This is a genomic window from Amycolatopsis sp. MtRt-6 (genome assembly GCF_017308975.1).
Classification (GTDB): domain Bacteria; phylum Actinomycetota; class Actinomycetes; order Mycobacteriales; family Pseudonocardiaceae; genus Amycolatopsis.
In genome coordinates this window covers 261,757-284,308 of sequence record NZ_JADWPD010000009.1, presented here as the reverse complement: position 1 = coordinate 284,308, position 22,552 = coordinate 261,757, and the positions used below count along the sequence as shown (strand labels likewise).

19 protein-coding genes are annotated in these 22,552 nt (G+C 71.6%); 10 read left to right on the top strand and 9 right to left on the bottom strand.

Annotated features, from left to right (window positions below):
- Positions 1 to 60: 60 nt before the first annotated feature.
- The 3 genes from I4Q55_RS18330 to I4Q55_RS18320 are packed head-to-tail and all read right to left on the bottom strand — an operon-like array spanning position 61 to position 2,210.
- A complete protein-coding gene (locus tag I4Q55_RS18330; RefSeq protein WP_206789207.1) occupies positions 61 to 1,047 on the bottom strand; it encodes a PHP domain-containing protein in 987 nt (328 codons plus the stop codon).
- Positions 1,048 to 1,056: 9 nt separating this feature from the next.
- On the bottom strand, positions 1,057 to 1,560 hold the full coding sequence (locus tag I4Q55_RS18325; protein WP_206789206.1) for a metallophosphoesterase: 504 nt from the start codon (positions 1,558 to 1,560) through the stop codon (positions 1,057 to 1,059).
- The gene (locus I4Q55_RS18320) at positions 1,557 to 2,210 is read right to left on the bottom strand and encodes a GntR family transcriptional regulator (protein WP_206789204.1); all 654 of its coding nucleotides are present in this window, start codon (positions 2,208 to 2,210) and stop codon (positions 1,557 to 1,559) included. The genes I4Q55_RS18325 and I4Q55_RS18320 overlap by 4 nt, the downstream gene beginning before the upstream one ends.
- Before the next feature lie 75 nt (positions 2,211 to 2,285).
- Here I4Q55_RS18320 and araD point away from each other — a divergent pair, with 75 nt between their 5' ends.
- The 3 genes from araD (at position 2,286) to I4Q55_RS18305 (ending at position 7,163) form a co-directional block, all read left to right on the top strand.
- Complete coding sequence (gene araD / locus I4Q55_RS18315) at positions 2,286 to 3,998, top strand: L-arabinonate dehydratase (RefSeq protein WP_206789202.1); 1,713 nt, start codon at positions 2,286 to 2,288, stop codon at positions 3,996 to 3,998.
- Between the two features lie 129 nt (positions 3,999 to 4,127).
- Positions 4,128 to 5,912: a VanW family protein gene (locus tag I4Q55_RS18310; RefSeq protein ID WP_206789200.1), complete on the top strand. Its 1,785-nt coding sequence runs from the start codon at positions 4,128 to 4,130 to the stop codon at positions 5,910 to 5,912.
- 51 nt (positions 5,913 to 5,963) lie between these two features.
- Positions 5,964 to 7,163 (top strand): MFS transporter, encoded by a 1,200-nt coding sequence (locus I4Q55_RS18305; RefSeq protein WP_206789198.1) that lies wholly within the window; start codon positions 5,964 to 5,966, stop codon positions 7,161 to 7,163.
- A gap of 214 nt (positions 7,164 to 7,377) precedes the next feature.
- On the opposite strand, the gene I4Q55_RS18300 is transcribed toward I4Q55_RS18305, so the two are convergent.
- Positions 7,378 to 7,659 carry a hypothetical protein gene (locus I4Q55_RS18300; protein ID WP_206789197.1) on the bottom strand — a complete coding sequence of 94 codons (282 nt, stop codon included), beginning with the start codon at positions 7,657 to 7,659 and terminating at the stop codon, positions 7,378 to 7,380.
- 209 nt (positions 7,660 to 7,868) lie between these two features.
- On the opposite strand from I4Q55_RS18300, the gene I4Q55_RS18295 reads away from it, so the two are divergent.
- A complete protein-coding gene (locus tag I4Q55_RS18295; RefSeq protein WP_206789196.1) occupies positions 7,869 to 9,143 on the top strand; it encodes a diguanylate cyclase in 1,275 nt (424 codons plus the stop codon).
- Between the two features lie 96 nt (positions 9,144 to 9,239).
- On the opposite strand, the gene I4Q55_RS18290 is transcribed toward I4Q55_RS18295, so the two are convergent.
- A complete protein-coding gene (locus I4Q55_RS18290) occupies positions 9,240 to 10,592 on the bottom strand; it encodes a TrpB-like pyridoxal phosphate-dependent enzyme (protein WP_206789195.1) in 1,353 nt (450 codons plus the stop codon).
- Between the two features lie 66 nt (positions 10,593 to 10,658).
- Here I4Q55_RS18290 and I4Q55_RS18285 point away from each other — a divergent pair, with 66 nt between their 5' ends.
- From I4Q55_RS18285 to I4Q55_RS18270, 4 genes are all read left to right on the top strand, one after another.
- Positions 10,659 to 11,333 carry a dienelactone hydrolase family protein gene (locus I4Q55_RS18285; protein WP_206789194.1) on the top strand — a complete coding sequence of 225 codons (675 nt, stop codon included), beginning with the start codon at positions 10,659 to 10,661 and terminating at the stop codon, positions 11,331 to 11,333.
- 87 nt (positions 11,334 to 11,420) lie between these two features.
- Positions 11,421 to 12,221 (top strand): alpha/beta fold hydrolase, encoded by an 801-nt coding sequence (locus tag I4Q55_RS18280; protein WP_206789193.1) that lies wholly within the window; start codon positions 11,421 to 11,423, stop codon positions 12,219 to 12,221.
- On the top strand, positions 12,215 to 13,009 hold the full coding sequence (locus I4Q55_RS18275) for a MerR family transcriptional regulator (protein WP_206789192.1): 795 nt from the start codon (positions 12,215 to 12,217) through the stop codon (positions 13,007 to 13,009). Before I4Q55_RS18280 ends, I4Q55_RS18275 begins: the two co-directional genes overlap by 7 nt.
- Before the next feature lie 147 nt (positions 13,010 to 13,156).
- Positions 13,157 to 14,473, top strand: a complete 1,317-nt coding sequence (locus tag I4Q55_RS18270) for a ferredoxin reductase family protein (RefSeq protein ID WP_307793243.1) — start codon at positions 13,157 to 13,159, stop codon at positions 14,471 to 14,473.
- A gap of 49 nt (positions 14,474 to 14,522) precedes the next feature.
- On the opposite strand, the gene I4Q55_RS18265 is transcribed toward I4Q55_RS18270, so the two are convergent.
- Both I4Q55_RS18265 and I4Q55_RS18260 read right to left on the bottom strand, forming a co-directional pair.
- Positions 14,523 to 16,970, bottom strand: a complete 2,448-nt coding sequence (locus tag I4Q55_RS18265; protein WP_206789189.1) for a glycoside hydrolase family 3 N-terminal domain-containing protein — start codon at positions 16,968 to 16,970, stop codon at positions 14,523 to 14,525.
- A 97-nt stretch (positions 16,971 to 17,067) separates the two neighbouring features.
- The gene (locus I4Q55_RS18260; RefSeq protein WP_307793242.1) at positions 17,068 to 17,970 is read right to left on the bottom strand and encodes a DMT family transporter; all 903 of its coding nucleotides are present in this window, start codon (positions 17,968 to 17,970) and stop codon (positions 17,068 to 17,070) included.
- 85 nt (positions 17,971 to 18,055) lie between these two features.
- On the opposite strand from I4Q55_RS18260, the gene I4Q55_RS18255 reads away from it, so the two are divergent.
- Positions 18,056 to 18,949 (top strand): LysR family transcriptional regulator, encoded by an 894-nt coding sequence (locus I4Q55_RS18255; RefSeq protein WP_206789187.1) that lies wholly within the window; start codon positions 18,056 to 18,058, stop codon positions 18,947 to 18,949.
- 284 nt (positions 18,950 to 19,233) lie between these two features.
- On the top strand, positions 19,234 to 20,718 hold the full coding sequence (locus I4Q55_RS18250) for a non-reducing end alpha-L-arabinofuranosidase family hydrolase (RefSeq protein ID WP_206789186.1): 1,485 nt from the start codon (positions 19,234 to 19,236) through the stop codon (positions 20,716 to 20,718).
- A gap of 50 nt (positions 20,719 to 20,768) precedes the next feature.
- On the opposite strand, the gene I4Q55_RS18245 is transcribed toward I4Q55_RS18250, so the two are convergent.
- Positions 20,769 to 21,593: a DUF72 domain-containing protein gene (locus I4Q55_RS18245; RefSeq protein ID WP_206789237.1), complete on the bottom strand. Its 825-nt coding sequence runs from the start codon at positions 21,591 to 21,593 to the stop codon at positions 20,769 to 20,771.
- 89 nt (positions 21,594 to 21,682) lie between these two features.
- Positions 21,683 to 22,552: an aminoglycoside phosphotransferase family protein gene (locus I4Q55_RS18240; protein ID WP_206789185.1), complete on the bottom strand. Its 870-nt coding sequence runs from the start codon at positions 22,550 to 22,552 to the stop codon at positions 21,683 to 21,685.

The window sequence follows — 22,552 nt, the reverse complement described above, 5'->3', positions numbered from 1 at the left end:
GGTGGCCTTCGGTGCGTTAAACGCACCGAAGGCCACCTTGGGGCGCTTGGGAAACCGGGGTCAGCGGGTCAGGAGCGCGTCCGCCGTGCGGGTGTTGATGATGCGCTCCGGCCCGATCCCCGCCTTGATCGCGCGCTCGCACCCGTACCCCAGCCAGTCGAGCTGGCCCGGTGCGTGCGCGTCGCTGTCGATCGCGAACTCGCAGCCGATCTCCGCCGCCAGCCGCAGCAACCGCATCGGCGGGTCCAGCCGCTCCGGGCGGGAGTTGATCTCCACCGCCACCCCGTTGTCCCGGCACGCCGTGAACACCTTCTCCGCGTCGAACTCCGACTCCGGACGCCCACGGCCCACCACCAGCCGGCCCGTGCAGTGCCCCAGCACCCGGACGTGCGGGTTCCGGACCGCCGCCAGCATCCGGCGGGTCATGTCCCGGGCCGGCATGCGCAGCTTCGAGTGCACGCTCGCCACCACGAAGTCCAGCTGCCCCAGCAGCTCCTCCTCCTGGTCGAGCGCGCCGTCGTCGAGGATGTCCACCTCGATGCCGTGCAGCAACCGGAACGGCGCCATCAGCTCGTTGGCCTTCGCGACGATCTGCATCTGCGTCCGCAGCCGGTCCGGGGACAGCCCGTTCGCGACCGTCAGCCGCGGCGAATGGTCGGTCAGGACCATCCACTCGTGACCGACGTCGCGGCCCGCCACCGCCATCTCGCCGATCGAGCTCCCGCCGTCCGACCAGTCCGAATGGGTGTGGCAGTCGCCGCGCAGCGCCGAACGCAGCGGCTCGCCGTCCGGCAGCTTCTTCTCGACGAGCTTGCCCCGGTACGCCGGGTCGCGGCCGGCCAGCGCGTCCTCGATCACCCCCGCGGTGGCCTTGCCGATGCCGGGCAGCGACGTCAGCGTGCCGTTCTCCGCCATTTGTTTCAGTTGCTCGGCGCCGGTCTTGTCGACCGTCGCCGCGGCGTTGCGGAACGCCCGGACGCGGTACGTCGGCTCCCCCGCGCGTTCGAGCTGGAACGCGATCTCCCGCAACGCCCATGCCGGATCCATGGGACCTGTCTACCCCCTCCGGGGCAGTTGATGCACCTCGACGTCCACCAGCGCGCCGCCGTCGACGCGGCATGTCTGGTACGTGCAGTACGGCTGACGGCGGCGGTCGGTCGGCGAACCCGGGTTGAGCAGCCGCATCCCGGCCGGCGTCACCGTGTCCCACGGGATGTGGCTGTGCCCGAAGACCAGTACGTCGGTGTCCGGGAACTGCGCGTCGCACCGCTGCTCGCGGCCCTGCTTGGCGCCCGTCTCGTGGATGACAGCCAGGCGCACGCCGGCCAGCTCGGCCCGGGCGATCTCCGGCAGCCGGGCCCGCAGGTCCGGGCCGTCGTTGTTGCCGTACACGCCGATCAGCCGCTCGCTGCGCTCTTCCAGCTCGTCGAGCAGGGCGACGTCGACCCAGTCGCCCGCGTGCACGACGACGTCGGCCGCCGCCACCTCGGCCCACACCTGCGCCGGCAGCTCGCGGGCGCGGGCCGGCAGGTGGGTGTCCGAGATGAGCAGCAGCCTCATCCGATGGCCTTCAGCACCCGTTCGAGGAACCCGCCGATGTGGTCGCGCAGCAGCGCGGCCGCGCCGTCGGCGTCGCCCTTCTTCGCCGCCGCGAGGACCGCCTTGTGCTCGGCCTGCTCCTTCTTCCAGCTGGGGTTGGCCTCCCAGCCGACGATGCTGATCAGCGCCGCGCGGTCCTTGAGGTCGTCGAGGATGCTGACCATCAGCGGGTTGCCGCAGCCGCGGTAGAGGGCGCGGTGGAACCGGCGGTTGAGCAGGCTCAGCGCGGCCTGGTCCTTGTCCGCGATCGCCGTCGACGCCTCCTTGAGCGCCTCCGCCGCGTCTTCCAGCAGCTCGGGGTCGCGCTGCTCGACCGTCCGCCGGACGGCCTCGGGTTCGAGCACCATCCGCACGTCGTAGACGGACTTCGCGAGTTCGGCGTCGACCGTGATCACCGACGCGCCCTTGTACGGGCTGAACGTGACCAGGCCCGAGTTCGACAGCACCTTGAGCGCCTCGCGCACCGGGGTCTTCGACACGCCCAGCCGCGCGGCCAGCTCCGCCTCGACGAGCGGCTGGCCGGACACCAGCTCCCGGGTCAGGATGCCCCGGCGGATCTCCTCCAGGACCACTTCGGTCCGGGAGGCGGGCAGGCTGAACGTCCCGGTCATGGCGTGCTCCCTCAATCCGTGAACCCCAATTCAACCAGGTCCGCCGATCGTATATCAGATGCCATACTGGATCGCATGAAGCGACCCGAGGAACTCCGCAGCCACCGGTGGTTCGGCGGCGACGAACTGCGCAACTTCAGCCACCGCGCCCGCGGCCGCCAGCTCGGCTACAACCCGGAAGAGCACCTCGGCAAACCCGTCATCGGCATCCTCAACACCTGGTCGGACATCAACCCGTGCCACATGCACCTGCGCGAACGCGCCGAGCAGGTCAAGCGCGGTGTCTGGCAGGCGGGCGGCTTCCCGCTGGAGTTCCCGGTCGCGACGCTGTCGGAGACCTACCAGAAGCCGACCCCGATGCTCTACCGCAACCTGCTGGCCATGGAGACCGAGGAGATCCTCCGGTCCTACCCGCTCGACGGCGCCGTCCTCATGGGCGGCTGCGACAAGACCACGCCGGCGCTGCTGATGGGCGCGGCCAGCGCGGGACTGCCGGCGATCTTCGTCCCGGCCGGGCCGATGCTGCGCGGACACTGGCGCGACGAGGTGCTCGGCAGCGGCACCGACATGTGGAAGTACTGGGACGACAAGCGCGCCGGGCTGATCGGCGACGCCGAAATGTCCGAACTGGAGCGCGGGCTCGCCCGCTCACCGGGGCACTGCATGACCATGGGGACGGCGTCGACCATGACGTCGGCCGCCGAGGTCCTCGGCGTGACGCTGCCGGGGGCCGCGTCGATCCCCGCCGTCGACTCGGCACACCACCGGATGGCCGCCGCCAGCGGCGCGCGGATCGTCGAGATGGTCTGGGAAGACCTCACCATCACGCAGGTGCTGGACAAGCGCGCCTACGCCGACGCGATCACCACCGTGCTCGCGCTCGGCGGCTCGACCAACGCCGTGATCCACCTGATCGCGATGGCCGGCCGCAGCGGGATCGGAGTTTCGCTGGCCGACTTCGACGCGATCGCGCGGCGCGTGCCCGTACTGGCGAACATCCGCCCCGGCGGCGACTGGCTGATGGAGGACTTCTACTACGCCGGCGGCCTGCCCGGGCTGCTCTCGCGGCTCACCGACCTGCTGCACCCCGAGCGGCCCACCGTCACCGGTCGCACCCTCGGCGAGAACCTCGCGCAGGCGCAGGTCCACAACGACGACGTCATCCGCACGCGGGACAACCCGGTCGCCGCCGAGGGCGGGGTCGCGGTGCTGCACGGCAACCTGGCGCCCTCGGGCGCGGTCATCAAGCACATCGCCGCCGAGAAGCACCTGCTGACGCACACCGGCCCGGCCGTGGTGTTCGAGAACCACGCCGACCTCAAGAAGCGGATCGACGACCCGGCGATCACCGCGGACTCGGTGCTGGTGCTGCGCGGCTCCGGCCCGCTCGGCGGCCCCGGCATGCCCGAGTACGGGATGCTGCCGATCCCCGCGCACCTGCTCGAACAGGGGGTGCGGGACATGGTCCGGATCTCCGACGCGCGGATGAGCGGCACCAGCTACGGCGCCTGTGTCCTGCACGTGGCACCCGAGTCGCACGTCGGCGGCCCGCTGGCCCTGGTCCGCGACGGCGATCCGATCACGTTGGACGTTCCGGCGCGGACACTGCGGCTCGAGGTGTCCGATGCGGAACTGGCACGGCGGCGTGCCGAGTGGACGGCGCCGGCGTCCCGGTTCGAACGCGGTTACGGGGCGCTCTACAGCGAACACATCACGCAGGCCGACGAGGGGTGTGATTTCGACTTCCTGGCGCGGGCCGGGCGGAATCCCGAACCTGACGCGCGGTGAGGTTGCCCCAGTTCACCGATCTGTGACCGGTTGATCCCCCGTTAGGGCGAGTCGTTCGGCTTGTCCGGGTGCCCCGTACGCTGTTCCTGTCACCGACGCAACCCGGTGCCGCGTTGAAGGGGTGGAGAGTTGCAACACGAACCGCACTGGCCCGGCTCGCACGGCGAGCAGACCGATGTCCTCCCGGCCGTCCGGCCGCAGCCGGCACCGGGACAAGCCCCCGCGAAGCGCTCCTACCGCAAGGCCGGGTTCATCGCGGGCGGTGTGTTCGGCGCACTCGTCGCGATCTACGGGATCGACCTCCTGGTCAGCCAGGGCAGCGTCCCGCGCGGGGTGACCGTGGCCGGCGTCGACGTCGGCGGGATGGGCCGCGAGGCCGCCGAGCAGGAGCTGCGCGGGAAGATCGAGCCGCGGCTGACGCGCCCGCTCGCCGTCACCGCGGGCGAGTACCAGGGCACGCTGTCGCCGACGCTCGCCGGGCTGAAGCTCGACTGGCCGCAGACCCTCGACCAGGCCGGCGAGCAGCCGCTGAACCCCTTCACGCGCCTGTCGTCGCTGTTCTCCAGCCGCGAAGTCGGCGTCGTCAGCCACTCCGACCAGGCCAAGCTCGCCGCCGCGCTGGAGACGCTGCGCGGCCAGGTCGACCGCGACCCGGTCGAGGGCACCGTGAAGTTCGAGGGTGCCGAGCCGGTCGCCGTGCCGCCGAAGACCGGGCAGAAGCTCGACGTGGCGGCCGCGACCGCCGCCGTCGTCGAGAAGTGGGCGAGCGGGGAAACCCTGGCGCTGCCGGTGACCAGCACGCCGGTCCGCACCACGCCCGAAGGCATCCAGGCGGCGCTCGACGGGTTCGCCCGGCCCGCCGTCTCCGGCCCGCTGGTGGTCAAGGGCGAGGGCAAGAACGCCACCGTGAAGCCGGAGGCGATCGCCGCGGCCATCACCTTCGAACCCGCCGACGGCGGCGGGCTGACGCCGAAGATCGACAACGCGAAGATCGCCGAAGCCGCCGGGCCGCAGCTGAAGTCCACCGAGAAGGAGGGCAAGGACGCCACCGTCGTCTTCGAGGGCGGCAAGCCCACGGTCGACCCCTCCACCGACGGCCGGACCATCGACTGGGACCCCAGCCTCAAGCCGCTGCCCGACGTGCTGAAGAAGACCGACGGCCGCGAGGTCCCGGCCATCTACAAGGACAGCCCCGCGAAGGTGACCACCGAGCAGGCGAACCAGCTGGGCATCAAGGAGGTCGTCGGCGAGTTCACGACCGAGAAGTTCGCCTCCGACTCCGGGGTGAACATCCGGACCGTCGCCCAGAAGGTGAACGGCGCCATCGTCAAGCCCGGGGAAACCTTCAGCCTCAACGGTTTCACCGGCCCGCGCGGCACCGCGCAGGGCTACGTCGAGGCCGGCGTGATCAAGGACGGCGCGCCCGGCCGCGAGGTCGGCGGCGGCATCTCGCAGTTCGCGACCACGCTGTACAACGCGTCGTACTTCGCGGGCCTGAAGGACGCGGGGCACAAGGAGCACAGCTACTACATCAGCCGCTACCCCGCCGCGCGCGAGGCGACGGTGTTCCAGAACCCCAACGGGTCCAGCGTCATCGACCTCAAGTTCACCAACGACGCGCCGACCGGCATCGCGATCCAGACGATCTGGACGCCGTCGTCGATCACCGTGAAGCTGTGGGGCACCAAGCGCTACACGGTGGAGTCGATCCCGGGCGGCCAGAGCAACCAGAGCGACCCGCCGACCAAGCCGGGGCCGGCGGAGAACTGCCACGCGTCGAACGGCGCCAAGGGGTTCACCACGAGCGACACCCGCGTGCTCAAGGACGTCAACACCGGCCGCGAAGTGAGCCGCTCGACCCGGACCGTCCACTACAACCCGCAGCCGAAAATCGTCTGCGGCGGGGGTCAGTGACCTCCTAACGGACGTTCACCCTGGGCGTCCGCGGCGGTACCGTGGGTGCCCATGACGGCACGGGCGGCGGGGTTCCGGGACGTCCTCGCCGTGACCGAGTTCCGGGCGCTGTTCTCGGCCCAGCTGGTCTCGGTCACCGGTGACCAGCTGGCCAGGGTCGCGCTGTCGATCCTGGTCTACGACCGCACGAACTCGCCGGGCTGGGCCGCGCTGACCTACGCGCTGACGTTCCTGCCCGACCTCGTCGGCGGGCCCCTGCTGTCCGGGCTGGCCGACCGGCACCCGCCGCGGACGGTGATGGTCCTGGCGGACGTCCTGCGGGCGGGCGCGGTGGCCGCGATGGCGCTGCCCGGCCTGCCGCTGACGGCGGTGGCGGCGCTGCTGGTCGGCGTCCAGCTGTTCAACCCGGTCTGGAACTCGGCGCGGGCCGCGCTGCTGCCGCAGGTGCTGCCGGGCGAGCGGTTCGTGCCGGGTATGGGCCTGCTGATGATGCTGGTGCAGGCGGGCCAGGTGGCGGGGTTCGCGCTCGGCGGGCTCCTCGTGGCGACCATCGGCACCGGCGGCGCCCTCATGGCGGACGCGGCCAGCTTCGCGGTGTCGGCGGTGTTCTTGACCGCCGGTGTGCGGCCCCGGCCCCCGCGGGCCGCACCGGGAGTGCGCTGGTGGCGCCACGTCCGAGCGGGCTGGACGGTGGTGGTCGGCGACCGCCGCCGCCTCGCGCTGGTGGCGCTGGGCTGCGTGTCGGGGATCTACATCGCGGGTGAGGCGATCGCGGCCCCGTACGCCGCCGAGCTCGGCGGCGGCGCGGCGGTGGTCGGGCTGCTGCTCGGGGCGTACGCGCTGGGGAACGTGCTGGGCATGGCGGCGCTGTCGCGGATCCCGCCTGGTTTTCAGGCTCGGTTGCTGGGGCCGCTGGCGGTGCTGGCGTGCGCGGCGCTGCTGGGGTGCGCGCTGCGACCGGACCTGGTGGCCACTTTGACGTTGTTCACGCTGTCCGGGGTGGCCAGTTCGTACAACTTGATCGCGAACACGACGTTCGTGCAGTTGACGCCGGACGCGCAGCGGGCGCAGGCGTTCGGGTTCGCGCTGACGGCGTTGCGGGTGTCGCAGGGGCTGGGCGTGGTGCTGGCCGGCGTGGCGGCCGAGCGGGCGGCGCCGCACAGCGTGGTGGCCGGCGCGGGGGCGATCGGCGTGGTGGCGGCGCTCGGCGCGGCCGGACTGTGGCGGCGGGCGCAGCCGGGATCTGCGTGAGCGGCGCTGTTTCGCGCGGCTCGGTTGTGGGGGTGGGCACGACCGGAACCCTCGGTGAGCGGTGCCGTTTCGCGCGGCCGGCCCGCGGCGACGAGCGCAAACCCCGGGCTGAGCAGCCCCCGATTTCCACGCTACCGCCGGGGACCGACAGTTTCGGCCGGGAACGGCCCGGAACCCCGGTGACCGACGCGGCGCGCCGGTCACCGGGCCGTCGTCAGGACCGCGTCCAGTCGGTCGGGATGCGGCGGGGGGTCCAGTCCGTCGGGCACTGCGCTGGCGCGACGCCCGGGTGGGTCCAATCGGTCGGCAGCTCTCGGACCGTCCAGTCCGTCGGCAGTTCGCGAGCGGTCCAGTCGGTCGGCAGCTGCCGCGGCGTCCAGTCGGTCGGGATCGCGCGCGTCCAGTCGGTGGGGAGCTGCCGGGTCCAGTCGGTCGGGCGCTGGCCACGGCGGCGGCGGGACGGGACGATGTTGCTGCCGGTCAGGAAGTGCGACATGATTTTCTCCTGGTTGTGAGGGAACTGGCACGGTGCGTAACCGGACCGTAGCCTGACCGGCCTAGTGACACACCGCGTTCATTCGATTACAGTGACGAATTCTGCGAAGAGTTTCATCCTGAGCAGAAGGGCGTTTCGTGGGATTGTCCGGGTCCCCAGGGCGAAAGCCCAGCTCAGAACGTCCACGATCAGGTATCCGAACGTGGGCGATGTGGAAGCTGGCCACTCCGGTGTTCGGCTATGTCCTCGTCGTCGACGCGCTGGCGCTGCTCGTGGTCGTCTCGACGGCCGCGCTCGTGCCGATCACCACGCAGTCACTGCTCTGGTGTGGACTGATCCTCGCCGGCGAGATCGTGCACCTCGAAGCGGCGCAACGCATCGAGCGCATCCGCGAACTGGCCGCCGACGGCCGTCCGCACATGCACCTGCAGTCGATCTGGATCTTCGCCGGGCTGCTCCTGCTGCCTCCGCCGTTGGCCACGCTGGTCATCGTCGTCAGCTATGCCCATTCGTGGGTCCGCGTCTACAAGCGACGCGGCGTGATTCACCGGAAAGTGTTCTCCGGCGCCACGGTGATCCTGGCCTGCGCCGCCTCGGGGGCCGTGCTGTGGGCCGGCACCGGGCACACGGCGCCGTACGTGCCCCACCTGGACGGCTTCGGCGGGATGCTGGCACTGCTGACGTCCGGGATCGTCTACTTCGGACTGAACTACGTGCTGGTGATCGTCGCGATCCTGATGAGCAACCCGGGAAAGCCGCCGCGGCAGGCGTTCGGCAACCCGTCCGACGTGCTGATCGTGCTGGCCGCGGTCGGTGTCGGCTGCGGGATCGCGCTGGTGATGACGGTCCGGCCGTGGCTGCTGCCCGTGCTCATGGTGACGCCGGTGGCGCTCCACATCGGCCTGCTGCTCCCCCAGTTCCAGGCGGCCGCGCGCACGGACTCCAAGACAGCGCTGCTCGCGCCGGAGTTCTGGGTCCAGCTGGCCCGCAACGAACTGGCGCGCGCCGCGGAGCTGTCCTCGACGGCCGGCGTGCTGATGATCGACATCGACCACTTCAAGGCCATCGACGACGGCAACGGCCACCTGGCCGGCGACGAGGTCCTGCGCGCGGTCGCGGCGGCGATCCAGGGCTCGGTCCGCGGCGGCGACTACGTGGGCCGCTTCGGCGGCGACGAGTTCGTGGTGCTGCTGCCGGGCACCACGAGCGCGGAGATCGCGTCCGTCGCCGACCGCATCCGCACGGCGATCGCCCGGATCGAGGTGCCGGTCCCGGTCGTCCGGCCGGGCAAGCCCGAGGTGATCAGCGGCCTGACGGCCTCGATCGGCGCGGCGGTGTACCCGGAAACGGCCACGGAGTACACGATCCTGCTGCAGGCCGCGGACGACGCGGTGTTCGAGGCGAAGGCGGGCGGCCGCGACCGCGTGGTCCTGGCGACCGCCCGCACCGAGCTGACCCGTCCGGAGATCCCGGACGTCCACTAGCGCCCCAATGTGGCCTTCGGTGCGTCCAACGCACCCAATGTGGCCTTCGGTGCGTTGAGCGCAACCAAGGCCACATTGGGGCGCTTGAAGCGGGCGCTAAGGCAGGGTGGCGAGCGAGGTTTCCAGGGTCGCCTCGGACAGTTCGTCGTCCACCATGTTCCCGGCCAGGTAGGCGCCGTAGGCGGGCAGGTCGAGGTGGGCGTGGCCGCACAGCGCCGTGAGGATCACCTTCTCCTCGCCGGTTTCCTTGCACCGCAACGCTTCCTGGATGCACGCGGCGAGCGCGTGCGTCGGCTCGGGAGCCGGGATGATGCCCTCGGCCCGCGCGAACCGCACTCCCGCCGCGAAGCACTCCTGCTGCCCGATGGCGAGCGCCTCGATCAGGCCGAGCTCGTAGATGTGCGAGATGAGCGGCGACATCCCGTGGTAGCGCAGGCCGCCCGCGTGGATCGGGTCCGGGATGAACTCGTGGCCGAGCGTGTGCATCTTGAGCAGCGGCGTGAGCCCGGCCGTGTCGCCGAAGTCGTAGGCGTACTTGCCGCGCGTCAGCGACGGGCAGGCGGCCGGCTCGACCGCGCGGATCACCGGGTCCATCCGGCCGGCCAGCTTCTCGCGCAGGAACGGGAAGGCGAGCCCGCCGAAGTTGGAGCCGCCGCCGGTGCAGCCGACCAGGACGTCCGGCGTGTCGCCCGCCAGCCGGAACTGGCGAAGCGCCTCCTCGCCGATGACGGTCTGGTGCAGCAGCACGTGGTTGAGCACGCTGCCGAGCGCGTACCGCGCGTCCGGGTCCTGCGCCGCCTGCTCGACGGCTTCGCTGATCGCGATGCCGAGACTGCCGGTGGAGTCCGGGTGGTCCTTGAGGATCGCGCGACCGGACTCGGTCAGCTCGGACGGGCTCGGGTGGACGGTCGCGCCGAACGTCTCCATCATCAGCTTGCGGTAGGGCTTCTGGTCGTAGGACGCGCGCACCTGCCAGACCTCGCACTCGAGGCCGTACTGGGCGCAGGCGAAGGCGAGCGCGCTCCCCCACTGGCCCGCGCCGGTCTCGGTGGTCAGCCGCGTGACGCCCTCGGCCGCGTTGTAGAACGCCTGCGGCACAGCGGTGTTCGGCTTGTGGGAGCCGACCGGGCTGACGCCTTCGTACTTGTAGTAGATCCGCGCCGGGGTGCCCAGCGCCTTCTCCAGCCGTCGCGCGCGGAACAGCGGCGACGGGCGCCAGAGCCGGTAGACCTCCCGCACCTCCTCCGGGATGTCGACATAGCGATCAGTCGTCACCTCCTGGGCGATGAGCGCCTGCGGGAACAGCGGGGCGAGGTCGTCCGGGCCGACGGGCTCGCGCGTGCCGGGGTGCAGCGGTGGCGGCGGGGGCTCGGGCAGGTCGGGGATGACGTTGTACCACTGGGTGGGGAGATCGCTTTCGTCCAGGACGTACTTGGTCTGCTCAGCCATCGAACCTCCTTGGTCGGCACCTCAACTTAAGACGCGCCCGGCCGCGGAACCAGTACGGTGACCCGGATGGAGAGTGTGCTGACAAAGCTTCCGTTGTGGCTCCCGCCGTCCGGCCGCGGTCCGGGCCTGGTGCTGGTCCAGGAGATCTTCGGCCTGGACGACTACCTGCGTTCGGTCGCGGCCGACCTCGCCGCCGCGGGATACGTGGTGGCGGTCCCCGAACTGTTCTGGCGGACCGCGCCCGGCTGGTCGTCGACGCACGACGAAGCCGGGGTCGCCGCTTCGATGGAGGTCGCGGGGTCCTTCGACCCGGAGCTGGGGCTGTCGGACGTCCTGGCCACGATCGCCCACCTGCGTTCGCTGCCGTCGGTGACCGGCGGCGTGGGCGTCCTGGGCTTCTGCCTGGGCGGCTCGCTGACCTTCGCGGCGGCGGCCGAGGGCGACCCGGACGTGGCGGTGTCGTTCTACGGCTCGCGGGTGCCGGAACAGATCGACGGGCTGTCCCGGGTCGAGTGCCCGATCCAGTTCCACTTCGGCGGGCAGGACCCGTACATCCCGCGCTCCGACGTGGCCGTGGTGGAGGCGGCCGTGGCTGCCCACCCGCGGGCGGAAATCCACGTGCAGGAGGAGGCCGGGCACGCGTTCCACAACAACGTGGCGCCGATGTTCCACCACCCCGAAGCGGCGGCCCGGTCCTGGGAGCTGACCACCGAGTTCCTGCGGCGGACGCTGCCGGCGTAGTCAGCTGCTCGTGCGGCGGGGCGGAGAGATCTTCGCGCTGCTGAGGGGTTGACCCTGACGCAAGGTCAACCCCTCAGCATGGTTGCCATGACTCCGAAAGCCAGTCAGTTCGAAGTCCACCACAACGGCGTCTCGATATCGGTCTCGCGCGGCGGCCGGGGACAGCCGCTGGTCCTGTGCCCCGGGCTCCTCACCACCCAGGCCGACCTGCACGAGCTGATCGACCTGCTGCGCCGTGGCTACGACGTGGTGACCTTCGACCTCAGGGGCCACGGGCTCTCCTCGCCCGCCGACCGGTACACCTTCGAGGCGTTCCTCGGCGATCTCGACGCCGTCATGACGGCGCTGGGACATTGCTCGCCACTTCTCGTCGGCCATTCGCTGGGCGCGGACCTGGCCGTGCACTACGCCGCCGGGCACCCGGGCGCCGTGGCCGGGCTCGTTCTCGTCGACGGCGCGAACCCGGTTCCCGCGCCGTTCCTCACCGAAGCCGGCCTGCCGGAGTTCCGCGCGATGGCGGAAGGACTGCGGCACGAGTTCGAGCGGGCCACGGGCACCGCGCGTCAGGTGCTGCTGACCCCTCAGGACTTCCTCGGCCTCAACCTCGAGATCGAGGCGGTGCGCTCCGGCATCCTCGACCGGTACCAGGAGATCGACCGCCCGGTCCACATGATCATGTCGACCTCGATGGCGGGCAACAGCGGTGACGTGCGTACGCAGTGGCGCAACCGGAACTGGCGGGCGGGCGTCGAGCGGCTCGTCCGCGCACGGCCGCACGTCGCCACGTCGTGGCTCGACGCCGACCACCGGCTCGTCATCACCCACGCTCCGGAGATCGCCCGGCTGATCCGCGCTGTGCCGTGGCCGTGGACACTGGACCGATGCTGACCATCGGCGAGCTGGCGTCGTACGCGGGGGTCACCGTGCGGGCGGTGCGGCACTACCACGCCAAGGGGCTGCTGCCGGAACCCGAGCGCGACCGCTCCGGGTACCGGAGGTACGACGCCGGTGCCGTGGTCGAGCTGATCAGGATCAGGACCCTCGCCGAGGCCGGGGTCCCGCTCTCGCGGGTACGGGAACTGCTCCACGCCGGCGAGGAGGAGTTCGGCGCGGCGATCACCGACGTCGACAGGCAGCTCCGGGCAGAAATCCGGGAGCGGCAGCTGCATCGCGAGCGGATCCGCCGCCTCGCCTCCGGCGACACTCTGGCGCTGCCCCCGGAGGTGGCCGGGATCCTCGACCGGCTGCGGGCGCTCGGCGTCGACGAGCGGATCGTCCAGGTCGAGCGGGACGGCTGGATCCTGCTCGCCGCGCACTCACCCGAGCGAATCCCGCAGTGGGCGGCGCGCAAGCGGGAGCAGGTCGCCGATCCACCGCTCATCGACTTCTACCGCACCCTGGGACAGGCTCTCGACCACGCCGATGATGACGCGGAGCTGGTCGAGCTGGCCGACAAGCTGGCCACCTACATCACGCAGCTGGCCGAGGACGGTGCCGGCGACACCGATGTCGAGCCACCGTTCGCCGAACTGATGGACAGGCTGGCCTTCGACACGGCCCCGCCGGCTCGCCGGCTGATCGAGCTGCTGAGGACGCGCGGTTGGACCGGCTGGACGAAGCTCGAACGAGTCGACCCCACGCCGGAGGACGCACGTCAGAACGCGGTGCGGCCGTGACAGCGTCCGATTCAGCCGGCCGGCTTGGCAGAACCGAACCGGGCAGGCGTGCTATCCATGTACCCACTACCGGCGACGGCCGCCGGGTCTGGAGCGATGCCTCATGTGGACACGAGAGGGCCGGCGGTGAACGCGACGGTTCCCCGGGTGCGGCACCGCCCCGTGCCTCCCGCCGCCGCGGGCCGGGGGGCGCTGTGGATCTTCGTCCTCGTCAACCTGGTGATCGTCGAGGCCCTTTTCCTCACCGCCGGGACCGGCAAGAACGGCGTGCTCACGGTCGCCAAGTTCGTCGGCTTGCACGCCGCCGTGCTGATGCTGTTCCAGCTGCTGCTGGTGGCCCGCCTGCCGTGGCTCGACCGCCGGATCGGGATGGACCGGTTGACGGTGTGGCACCGGTGGGCCGGCTTCACGCTGCTGTGGACGATCCTCACCCACGCCGTACTGGTGGTGCTGGGCTACGCGCTGCTGGACGGCGCGCCGATGGTGAAGACGTTCTTCGCGCTGGCCGGCGTGCCGGCGTCCCTGCTCGGGATCTGCGCCGCGACGATCGTCGTCGTGGTCGCCGCGGTCTCCGCCCGGTCGGTGCGCCGGCGGCTGCGGTACGAGACCTGGCACGGCGTGCACCTGCTGCTGTACCTGGCGCTGGGGCTGGCGTTCGTCCACCAGCTGCTCGAGACCACGACCTTCAGCTCGTCCGTGTTCGCGACGGCGTACTGGTGGGTCCTGTGGCTGTTCGCGTTCGGCGCCCTGGTCGCCGGCCGGATCGTGCTGCCCCTGTGGCGCAACGCCTATCACCGGTTCCGGGTCTCGGCGGTCGTGCCGGAGGCGGAGGACGTGGTGTCGGTGTACGTCACCGGCCGCCGGCTCGACCGGTTCCCGGCGCGGGCCGGCCAGTTCTGCATCTGGCGGTTCCCCGGGCACAACCGCTGGTGGCTGGCGAATCCGTTCTCGCTGTCGGCGGCACCCGACGGCCGCTCGCTGCGCCTGACCGCCAAGGCGGCCGGGACGGCCAGCGCCGGCCTCCGGCACGTCCCGGTCGGGAGCCGCGTGTTCGTCGAGGGACCGTACGGCGCGTTCACCTCGGTGCACCGGACGCGGCCCGGCGCCCTGCTGATCGCCGGCGGAGTGGGGATCACGCCGATCCGGGCCCTGCTGGAGGAAGAACCGGCGGGCGACGTCGTCGTGCTCCACCGGGTGCGCGGCGAAGCCGACGCCGTGCTGGCCGACGAGGTGCGGACCCTGGTCGCGGACCGCGGCGGGCGCCTGCACCTGCTCACCGGTCGGACGAGTGAGGGCGCGACGCCGTTCGCGCCGGACGCCCTCCGTGCCCTGGTCCCCGACATCGCCGAGCGGGACGTGTACGTCTGCGGCCCGCCGGCGATGACCTCGGCCGTGCTCGCCGCCCTGCGCGAGCTGGATGTTCCCGCCCGGCGAGTGCACTCCGAGCGGTTCGGGCTGGCCTGACCGGCCTGCGGGGGCGATGTCGGCGTCGCCCCCGCGGGCCGGCCCGGCGCTACCGGATCACGAACGGCGCCGACACGTCCACCGCGTACGGCGTCGTGGTGTTCTTGTTCAGCTGCAGCACGTAGTTGCCCGGCAGAACGACGGGCGGGCCGGACGCGTTGATGTCCCCCGCGCTCACGGCCAGCGCCGACGCCGGGAAGGACACGCGCACGACCTGGGACCGGCCCGGGTCGAGCGTCACCCGCGCGAAGCCGACCAGCCGTTGCGGCGGGACGACCACCTGGCTCACCGGCTGGGCCACGTACACCGGCACGATGTCGGTGCCCGCGCGGGTACCGGTGTTGGTGACGGTGAACGTCGCGGTGGCCGTGCCGTCGCGCGCGACCTTCGGTGTCACCGCCAGGTTCGTGTGGGTGAACGTCGTGTACGACAGGCCGTAACCGAACGGGAATTGCGGGTTGTAGGCGTTGCCCTGACCGGACGCCGTGCTGGGCAGCTGGTCGAAGAACTTCGGCTGGTCCCCCAGCGGGGACGGCGCCGTGCCGGCGAAGTCGCCGCCGACGGCCGGCGCGTCGGACGGCCAGCTGATCGGCAGCTTGCCCCCGGGGTTCACCTTGCCGAACAGCACATCCGCCACGGCCGTGCCGGTTTCCGTGCCGCCCTGGTAGGCCATCAGCACCGCGTTCGCCTGTTTCGCCGGGCCCAGCCCGACCGGCCGGCCCGCGACGACCACGACGATCACCGGCTTGCCGGTCGCTTGGAGCGCCGAGATGAGGGCCTGCTGGTCGGGCGGCAGGGCCGGCGCCGGGTTGTCGCCCAGCCCTTCCGCATAGGCCTTCTCCCCCACGACCGCCACATAGGCGCTGGTGTCCGCCGCGGCCGCGACGGCGCTGGCCTGGTCCGGCGCGTGGACCGCGGCCGGGTTCGCGGCCCGGATGCCGTCCAGCACGGTGGTGCCCGGCGGGATCTGGTTCTCGGGGCCCATGCAGCACACGTGCCCGGCACCCGCCACGCCCTGCCAGCTCACGCTCCAGCCGCCGAGCTGGTTGGTCATCGAGTCCGCGCTCGGACCGGTGACCACGACCTTCGCGCCGGCCGGCAACGGCAGCGCGTTGTTTTCGTTGCGCAGCAGGGTGATCGACTCCCGCGCGGCCTGCAGCGTCTGGTCGCGGCCCGCGGTGACGGCGGCGTTGGCGGCGTTCGCGTCGACGCACGGTTTCGCCGGGTCGGCCACGCACGGCTGGTCGAACAGGCCGAGCTGGAACTTCAGCGTGAGGATGCGGCGCACGGCCTGGTCGATCCGCGCGCGCGAGATCTGGCCCGTGTTGACGGCCTGCAGGATCGCGGCCTGCCACCCGGCCGCGTCGGACACCTGCATGCTCATGTCGACGCCCGCGTTCACGGCGGCGGCGATGGCACCCGGCAGGTCCGGCGCGATGTGGTAGGCGGTCTGCAACGCGGTGACGTCCTGGTAGTCGCTGATCACGACACCCTGGAAGCGCATCTGGTTGCGCAGGATGTCGGTCAGCAGGTAGCGCGACGCGGTGGCGGGAACGCCGTTGATCGAACCGGAGTTGACCATCACCGTCCGGGCGCCCGCGTCGATCCCGGCGGCGTACGGCGGCAGGATCGTCGTCTGGAGGTAGTTCATCGGGAGCAGCGCCTCGACCCGGTCGTGGCCGTTGATCGACTGCGAGTAGCCGGCGAAGTGCTTGACCGTCGCGCCGACGTTCAGCTCACCGCGCTTGCCGGGCGTCTGCAGGCCCTTGACGTTCGCGGCGCCCAGCGCGGACGACAGGACCGGTTGCTCGGCCCAGGTCTCGTAGGTGCGGCCCCACCGGTTGTCGCGCGCGATGTCCTGGACCGGGGCGTAGTTCCAGGTCCAGCCGGTGGCGCGCAGGGCGTCCGCGGTCGCCTTGCCGCCGGCCTGGGCGAGCGCGGGGTTCCAGGTGGCGCCCATGCCGATCGAGTGCGGGAACAGCGGCGCCTGCCACGGGTGGCCGAAGCCGTGCACCGCATCGATGCCGAACACCACGGGGATGTGCAGGCGCGAGTTCTTGATCGCGAACTGCTGGATGATGTTGTACTCGGTGGCCCAGTCGTAGCCGGTGTTGCCGACACCGCCCTTGCCCGTGGTGTCGACCGGGTTTTCGGTGCCACCCGCGAGAATCGACCCGACGTGCGCGTCGACGAGGATCTTTCGCATGCACTCGGGGTTGGGCAGGTTGAAACCGTTGTTCCCGCACGTGGTGCCGTTCGGGTCGGTCAGCGTGGTGACCAGCTGCTGGTTCATCTGCCCGGCCTTTTCGGGCAGTGTCATGGCGTGCAGCAGCGCCTCGACCCGCGCCGGCACCGGCCGCCGGGCGTCCAGCCAGGGCGCGGAGCCCGGATCGACGGCGGCACTGCTACTGGCGGCGAACGCGGGAACCGCGAGCAGGATCGCCGCCGCGAGCACCGTGACGGTGGCGCGGGTACTGCGTCTGTGTTTGCGGAACACCTGACCTCCTTCAGCCGTGGTCGGCACGGACCGGCCGCATGGGTGCGAGCGCACCGTAGGCACCATTCCCCTGGCCCGTAAAGCGCCGAACGGCCGCTCACCGCCTGCGGGAGATGGCAACCCCGGCCAGGCAGAGCGCCCCGCCGATGAGTCCGTACAGCGTGGGGATCTCCCCCAGCAGCAGCCACGACAACAGCACCGACGCGGCCGGCACCGCGTAGGTCACCGTCGTCAGCCGGCCGGCGTCCATGCGGCGCAGCGCGTACGCCCACGCCGTGAACCCGATCGCCGTGGGGAACACGCCGAGGTAGACCGCGCCCAGCACGGCCGTTCCCGACGCCGCCCGCAGCTCGCCGATCAGCTGGGGTGCCCACGGCAGCAGGACCACCGTGGCGACGACGCAGCCGAGCCAGATCGCCGTGAGGCCGTCGACGTGACGCAAGGCCACCTTCTGGACCATCACGCCCGCGGCGTACAGCACGGCGGCCAGCAAGCACAGCAGGACGCCCGCCCAGTTGCGCTGCCCGGTGGCCGCCGTCGCGATGAGCGCCGCTCCGCCCAGCGCCACCAGCGAGCCGACGACCAGGGAGCGCGAGAAGCCCTCGCCGAGGAACTTCCCGGCCGCGACCGCGACCAGCAGCGGCGCCAGGTTGACCAGCAGGGCCGCCGTCCCCGCGTCGACGTGCTGCTCGCCCGCGTTGAGGGCCACGGTGTAGCCGGCGAGCCACACCACGGCGTAGGCCGCGACCAGGAGGAACGCCGTGCGCGTCACCCGGACCCGGACCGGCCGCCGGGTCAGCGCGATCGCCGTCAGGGTGACGGCCGCGACGGCGAGCCGCAGCAGCGCCAGCGGTCCCGGGGACAGCGCGTGCGCGATGCCGCGGATGGCGACGAACGACGAACCCCACAGTACGACCGCGAGCCCGGCGGCCGCCGCGATCTTGCCGATGTCGGTCTTGCCGGCGCCGGCCGGGCGGGTGGTCTCGAGAAGATCGGTCACGCAGGTGATCGTCACCCGGGACGTCTGTACAGCACAAGCGATTAGTTCTGGACCTCTGTTAAGTGATTCTGTACATTCGGAAACCATGCTCGACATCTCCCGGCTCCGCGTCCTGCGGGCGGTGATCGCGACGGGCTCGATCCGCGCGAGCGCCGCCTCGCTCGGCTACACGCCGTCCGCGGTGAGCCAGCAGCTCGCGGCCCTGCAACGGGAAACCGGGCTGCAGCTGTTCGAGCGATCCGGTCGCGGCATCGAGCCCACGGCGGCCGGCCGCACCCTGGCCGCCGAGGCCGACACGTTGTTCGAGGCCTTCAGCCGGGTCGAGCGGGTGGTCGGCGACCTGCGCGCCGGCCGCGTCGGCAGCCTGTCGATCGGCTACTTCGGTTCGGCCGGCGCGGCCTGGCTGGCGCCCACCGTCGCCGCGCTGCGCGCCGAGTTCCCGGACCTCCGGCTGGACCTGCTGCTGACCGAGTTCACCCCGGGCGAGCCGGACGTCGACATCTTCGTGGCGGAGACCGGCGTCGAGCGCCCGGGCTCGGTCGAGGTCCGCGAGCTCGCCGACGATCCCTACCTCGCCGTCGTCCGCGCGGACGACCCGCTCGCCGGGCTGTCGCAGGTGCCGCTGGCGGACCTCGCCCGGCGGCACTGGGTGGACAACGACCTCCGCGAAGGGCCGTGCCGCCAGGTGCTGCTCAACGCGTGCGCGCAAGCCGGGTTCTCGCCGGGTTTCGTGGTCGAAACCCACGACTACCGGACGGCGATGTCCTTCGTGGCCACGGGAATCGGCCTGACCGTGGTGCCGTCACTCGGCATCGGCGAGCTGCCGGCCGGGCTGACGACCGTCCCGCTGGTGGCGCCCACGCCGGTCCGGCACCTCGGTCTCGCGGTGAAGAAGTCCATTGCGCGGCACCCTGCCGCCCGGCGGGCCGTCGAATTGCTCGAAGGCCTGGTGCGCGCGGGTCAATCCCGAGCCGGCTGACCGCTTCGGCGCAAAAACGGAATGGTTCGGATCGGCAAGCGCGTCGAATGCCATTCGACAAGGTCACAGCCCGACGCGTATGGCCGCGCGATTTCCTCGGCACGCAAACATTGGCGCCGACCTGGTGTTCTCCCGTTGACCGCGCTGGCCGTACTGGTTACATTGACTCGAAACTCACCGTTCCCCGCACTGCTCCGGTTGGCGCCGTCAAGTTCTGCGAACGCAAATGTTAACGCTAACAAACCGAGCCGCCATGCATCACTGACGATGAATGGAGAACCACCATGAATTCGACGGTTCATGCCCCACCCCGCGGCGCCGGGCGGAGCCGCTGGAAGCGGACGTTGATCACCGGGCTCACGACCGTTCTCGCGGCCGGCGCGGCGGTCGTGGCCGGCAGCGGTGCGGCGTCGGCGGCGTCCGTCGACACCAGTGCGTGGTACCTGCTCGTCAACCGCAACAGCGGCAAGGCGATGGACGTCTCCGGCGTCTCCACCGCCGACGGCGCGGCGGTGCACCAGTGGTCCCGCCACGACGGCGCCAACCAGCAGTGGCAGTTCGTCGACTCCGGCAACGGCTACTACCGGCTGAAGTCGAAGAACTCCGGCAAGGTCCTCGACATCGGCAACTGGTCGACCGCCGACGGCGCGAAGGTCCAGCAGTGGACCGACCTCAACGGCACCAACCAGCAGTTCAGCCTCGCCGACTCCGACGGCGGCTACGTCCGGCTGCTCAACCGCAACAGCGGCAAGGCCGTGGAGGTCACCGGCGCGTCGACCGCGGACGGCGCGGCCGTCGTCCAGTACGGCGACTGGAAGGGCGCCAACCAGCAGTGGCAGCTCGTCCGGGTGGGCGACGCCGGCTCGTGCTCGCTCCCGTCGACCTACCGCTGGTCCTCGACGGGTTCGCTGGCGAACCCGAAGCCGGACTGGATCGCGCTCAAGGACTTCAGCACCGTCGTCCACAACGGCAAGCACATCGTGTACGGGTCGACCGTGACCGCGTCGGGGGCGTACGGCTCGATGGCCTTCGCGCCCTTCACGAACTGGTCCGACATGGCCTCGGCCGGCCAGACCGGGATGACCATCGGCAACGTCGCGCCCACGCTGTTCTACTTCGCGCCGAAGAACATCTGGGTGCTCGCCTACCAGTGGGGCCCGACCACGTTCAGCTACCGGACGTCGAGCGACCCCACCAACGCGAACGGCTGGTCGTCGCCGCAGGAGCTGTTCACCGGGACCATCCCCGGCTCGGCGCCGCTGGACCAGACGCTCATCGCCGACGGCACGAACATGTACATGTTCTTCGCCGGTGACAACGGCAAGATCTACCGCGCCAGCATGCCCATCGGGAACTTCCCGGGCAGCTTCGGCGCGAACTACACGACGATCATGAGCGACACCACCGCCAACCTCTTCGAAGCCGTCGAGGTCTACAAGGTCCAGGGCCAGAACCAGTACCTCATGCTGGTCGAGGCGATGGGCACGAACGGGCGCTTCTTCCGCTCGTTCACCGCCAGCAGCCTGGGTGGCACGTGGACCCCGCAGGCCGCCACCGAAAGCAACCCCTTCGCGGGCAAGGCCAACAGCGGCGCGACCTGGACCAACGACATCAGCCACGGCGACCTCGTCCGCACCAACCCCGACCAGACCAAGACCATCGACCCCTGCAACCTGCAGCTGCTCTACCAGGGAAGGGACCCGAGCTCCGACGGCCTCGACTACAACAAGCTGCCCTGGCGGCCCGGCGTGCTGACCCTGCAACGCTGACCGCCCGGCCGCCCTCACCCGCCCCGGGTGGGGGCGGCCGCGGCGACCACTCAGAACAGCGTCGCGGGCTCGACCGGCTCCGGCTCGGGCAGCGCGTCGAGGCCGGGCACCAGCGCCCGCGCGTCGTCGTGGAAGCGGCGGGCGAGCGCCGGTGCCTCGGCGTTGTCGGGCGTGTGCACGAAAACCGTCGGTGACCGGCCCTCGCGCAGCCAGCCGGCGACCACTTCCGTCCACGGCCGCCAGCCCGCGGCCGTCTCCTCGGCCGAGTCGCGGCCCAGGTAGCGGACGATCGGCCGGTCGGTCAGCGCCCGCGTCCGCCGTGGCAGCCGCGGTTTCTTGGCCCAGGCGTCCTGCTCGGCTTCGCTGACCGGTGGGCGCTGGAAGAAGACGGTGGTGTCGAACGGCACCCACTCGGCGTCCGCGGCGGCGAGCGCGCCCTCCAGCAGCGACGTCGCGCCGGCGTCGGTGAAGAACCCGGGGTGGCGCACCTCCACGGCGCGGCGGCGGCCGGCCGGGAGCCGGCGCAGGAAGCGGGCGAGGGCGTCGACGTCCGCGGGGCCGAACGAGCCCGGCAGCTGGGTCCACAGGACCGCCCGGTCGCCGAGGGGTTCGATCGCGTCCAGGAACGCCCGCATCTCGGTCTCGACCCCGGCGAACCGGCGCTCGTGCGTGACGAGCTTGGGCAGCTTGACGACGAACCGGAACGCGGCGTCGGTCTGCTGCGCCCACGCCGTGACGGTGGCGCGGGCGGGGGTCGCGTAGAAGGTGGTGTTGCCTTCGACCGCGTTGCACCAGCCGGCGTACGCCCGCAGGCGGTCCTTGGCCGGCAGCGACGGCGGCAGGAACCGGCCGGGCCACGCCTTGTGGGTCCACATCGCGCAGCCGACGTGCAGACGTGCCACCGGTGTTCCCTCCCTCGCGTCGCGGGCGACCGGCCATTCTGCCACCCACGGTGGGCGCGCCGTCAGCCGGCGAGGGCCTCGGTGATCTGCCGGGTGGTCTGGGCGGCGACGCGGGGGTTGACGGCGGCGTAGGTGACATAGGCGTTCAGACCGGTGGCGAGGGCCCACCCGCGGCCGCGGGTCCAGGTGGCGTCGTCCACGTCGAGGGCGGCGCGGAAGCAGGCCCGCGTCTCGGCCGTCATCAGGGTGAAGGCGATGATCAGGTCGCAGGCGGGATCACCGGCACCGAGTTCACCGAAGTCGATGACGGCGCTGAGCCTGCCGCCGGTCGTCAGCAGGTTGCCGGTGTGGAAGTCGCCGTGGAACCAGACCGGCGGCCGGTCCCACTCCGGGGCGGCCAGGGCGTTGTCCCACAGCCGCGTCAACGCGGTGGCGTCGAACGCGTCTCCGGCCTTCGCGATGGCGGACCGCGTCGCCGCGTCCCGCGCGGCCAGCGGGCGGCCGGCGAGGTCCGCGGGCGGTTCGGCGTCGAACCGGTGGAGCGCGGTCAGGAACCCGGCGAGCACGCCGGCGGCCGCGCGCGAGCCGGCGAGGGCGTCGACGGTCGCCACTTCGCCGTCCAGCCAGCGCGACACCGCCCACGGCCAGGGATAGCCGAAGTCCGGTTCGCCCACGCCCACCGGTTCCGGTACGGCCAGCGGCAGGTGCGGGGCCAGCCGTGGCAGCCATTCCGCTTCCTTCTCCGCCTGGCCGATGGCGCCGGAATGGCGCGGCAGGCGGACGGAAAGGTGCTCGCCGAGCCGGTAGATGACATGATCCGAGCCGGCCGGCGCGAGCCGGCGCAGCGGCAGGCCGGCCCAGCGCGGGAACTGCGTGCCGACCAGCCGTCGCGCCAGGGCGGCGTCGATCGCGGGAGTCGTTTCGACGGTCAC

Coding starts and splice junctions, on each gene's coding strand:
- I4Q55_RS18245 (WP_206789237.1), bottom strand. CDS start 21,593: ATGTGGACCCACAAGGCGTGGCCCGGCCGGTTCCTGCCGCCGTCGCTG.
- I4Q55_RS18250 (WP_206789186.1), top strand. CDS start 19,234: ATGAATTCGACGGTTCATGCCCCACCCCGCGGCGCCGGGCGGAGCCGC.
- I4Q55_RS18320 (WP_206789204.1), bottom strand. CDS start 2,210: ATGACCGGGACGTTCAGCCTGCCCGCCTCCCGGACCGAAGTGGTCCTG.
- I4Q55_RS18330 (WP_206789207.1), bottom strand. CDS start 1,047: ATGGATCCGGCATGGGCGTTGCGGGAGATCGCGTTCCAGCTCGAACGC.
- I4Q55_RS18275 (WP_206789192.1), top strand. CDS start 12,215: ATGCTGACCATCGGCGAGCTGGCGTCGTACGCGGGGGTCACCGTGCGG.
- I4Q55_RS18300 (WP_206789197.1), bottom strand. CDS start 7,659: ATGTCGCACTTCCTGACCGGCAGCAACATCGTCCCGTCCCGCCGCCGC.
- araD (WP_206789202.1), top strand. CDS start 2,286: ATGAAGCGACCCGAGGAACTCCGCAGCCACCGGTGGTTCGGCGGCGAC.
- I4Q55_RS18255 (WP_206789187.1), top strand. CDS start 18,056: ATGCTCGACATCTCCCGGCTCCGCGTCCTGCGGGCGGTGATCGCGACG.
- I4Q55_RS18295 (WP_206789196.1), top strand. CDS start 7,869: ATGTGGAAGCTGGCCACTCCGGTGTTCGGCTATGTCCTCGTCGTCGAC.
- I4Q55_RS18305 (WP_206789198.1), top strand. CDS start 5,964: ATGACGGCACGGGCGGCGGGGTTCCGGGACGTCCTCGCCGTGACCGAG.
- I4Q55_RS18285 (WP_206789194.1), top strand. CDS start 10,659: ATGGAGAGTGTGCTGACAAAGCTTCCGTTGTGGCTCCCGCCGTCCGGC.
- I4Q55_RS18280 (WP_206789193.1), top strand. CDS start 11,421: ATGACTCCGAAAGCCAGTCAGTTCGAAGTCCACCACAACGGCGTCTCG.
- I4Q55_RS18325 (WP_206789206.1), bottom strand. CDS start 1,560: ATGAGGCTGCTGCTCATCTCGGACACCCACCTGCCGGCCCGCGCCCGC.
- I4Q55_RS18290 (WP_206789195.1), bottom strand. CDS start 10,592: ATGGCTGAGCAGACCAAGTACGTCCTGGACGAAAGCGATCTCCCCACC.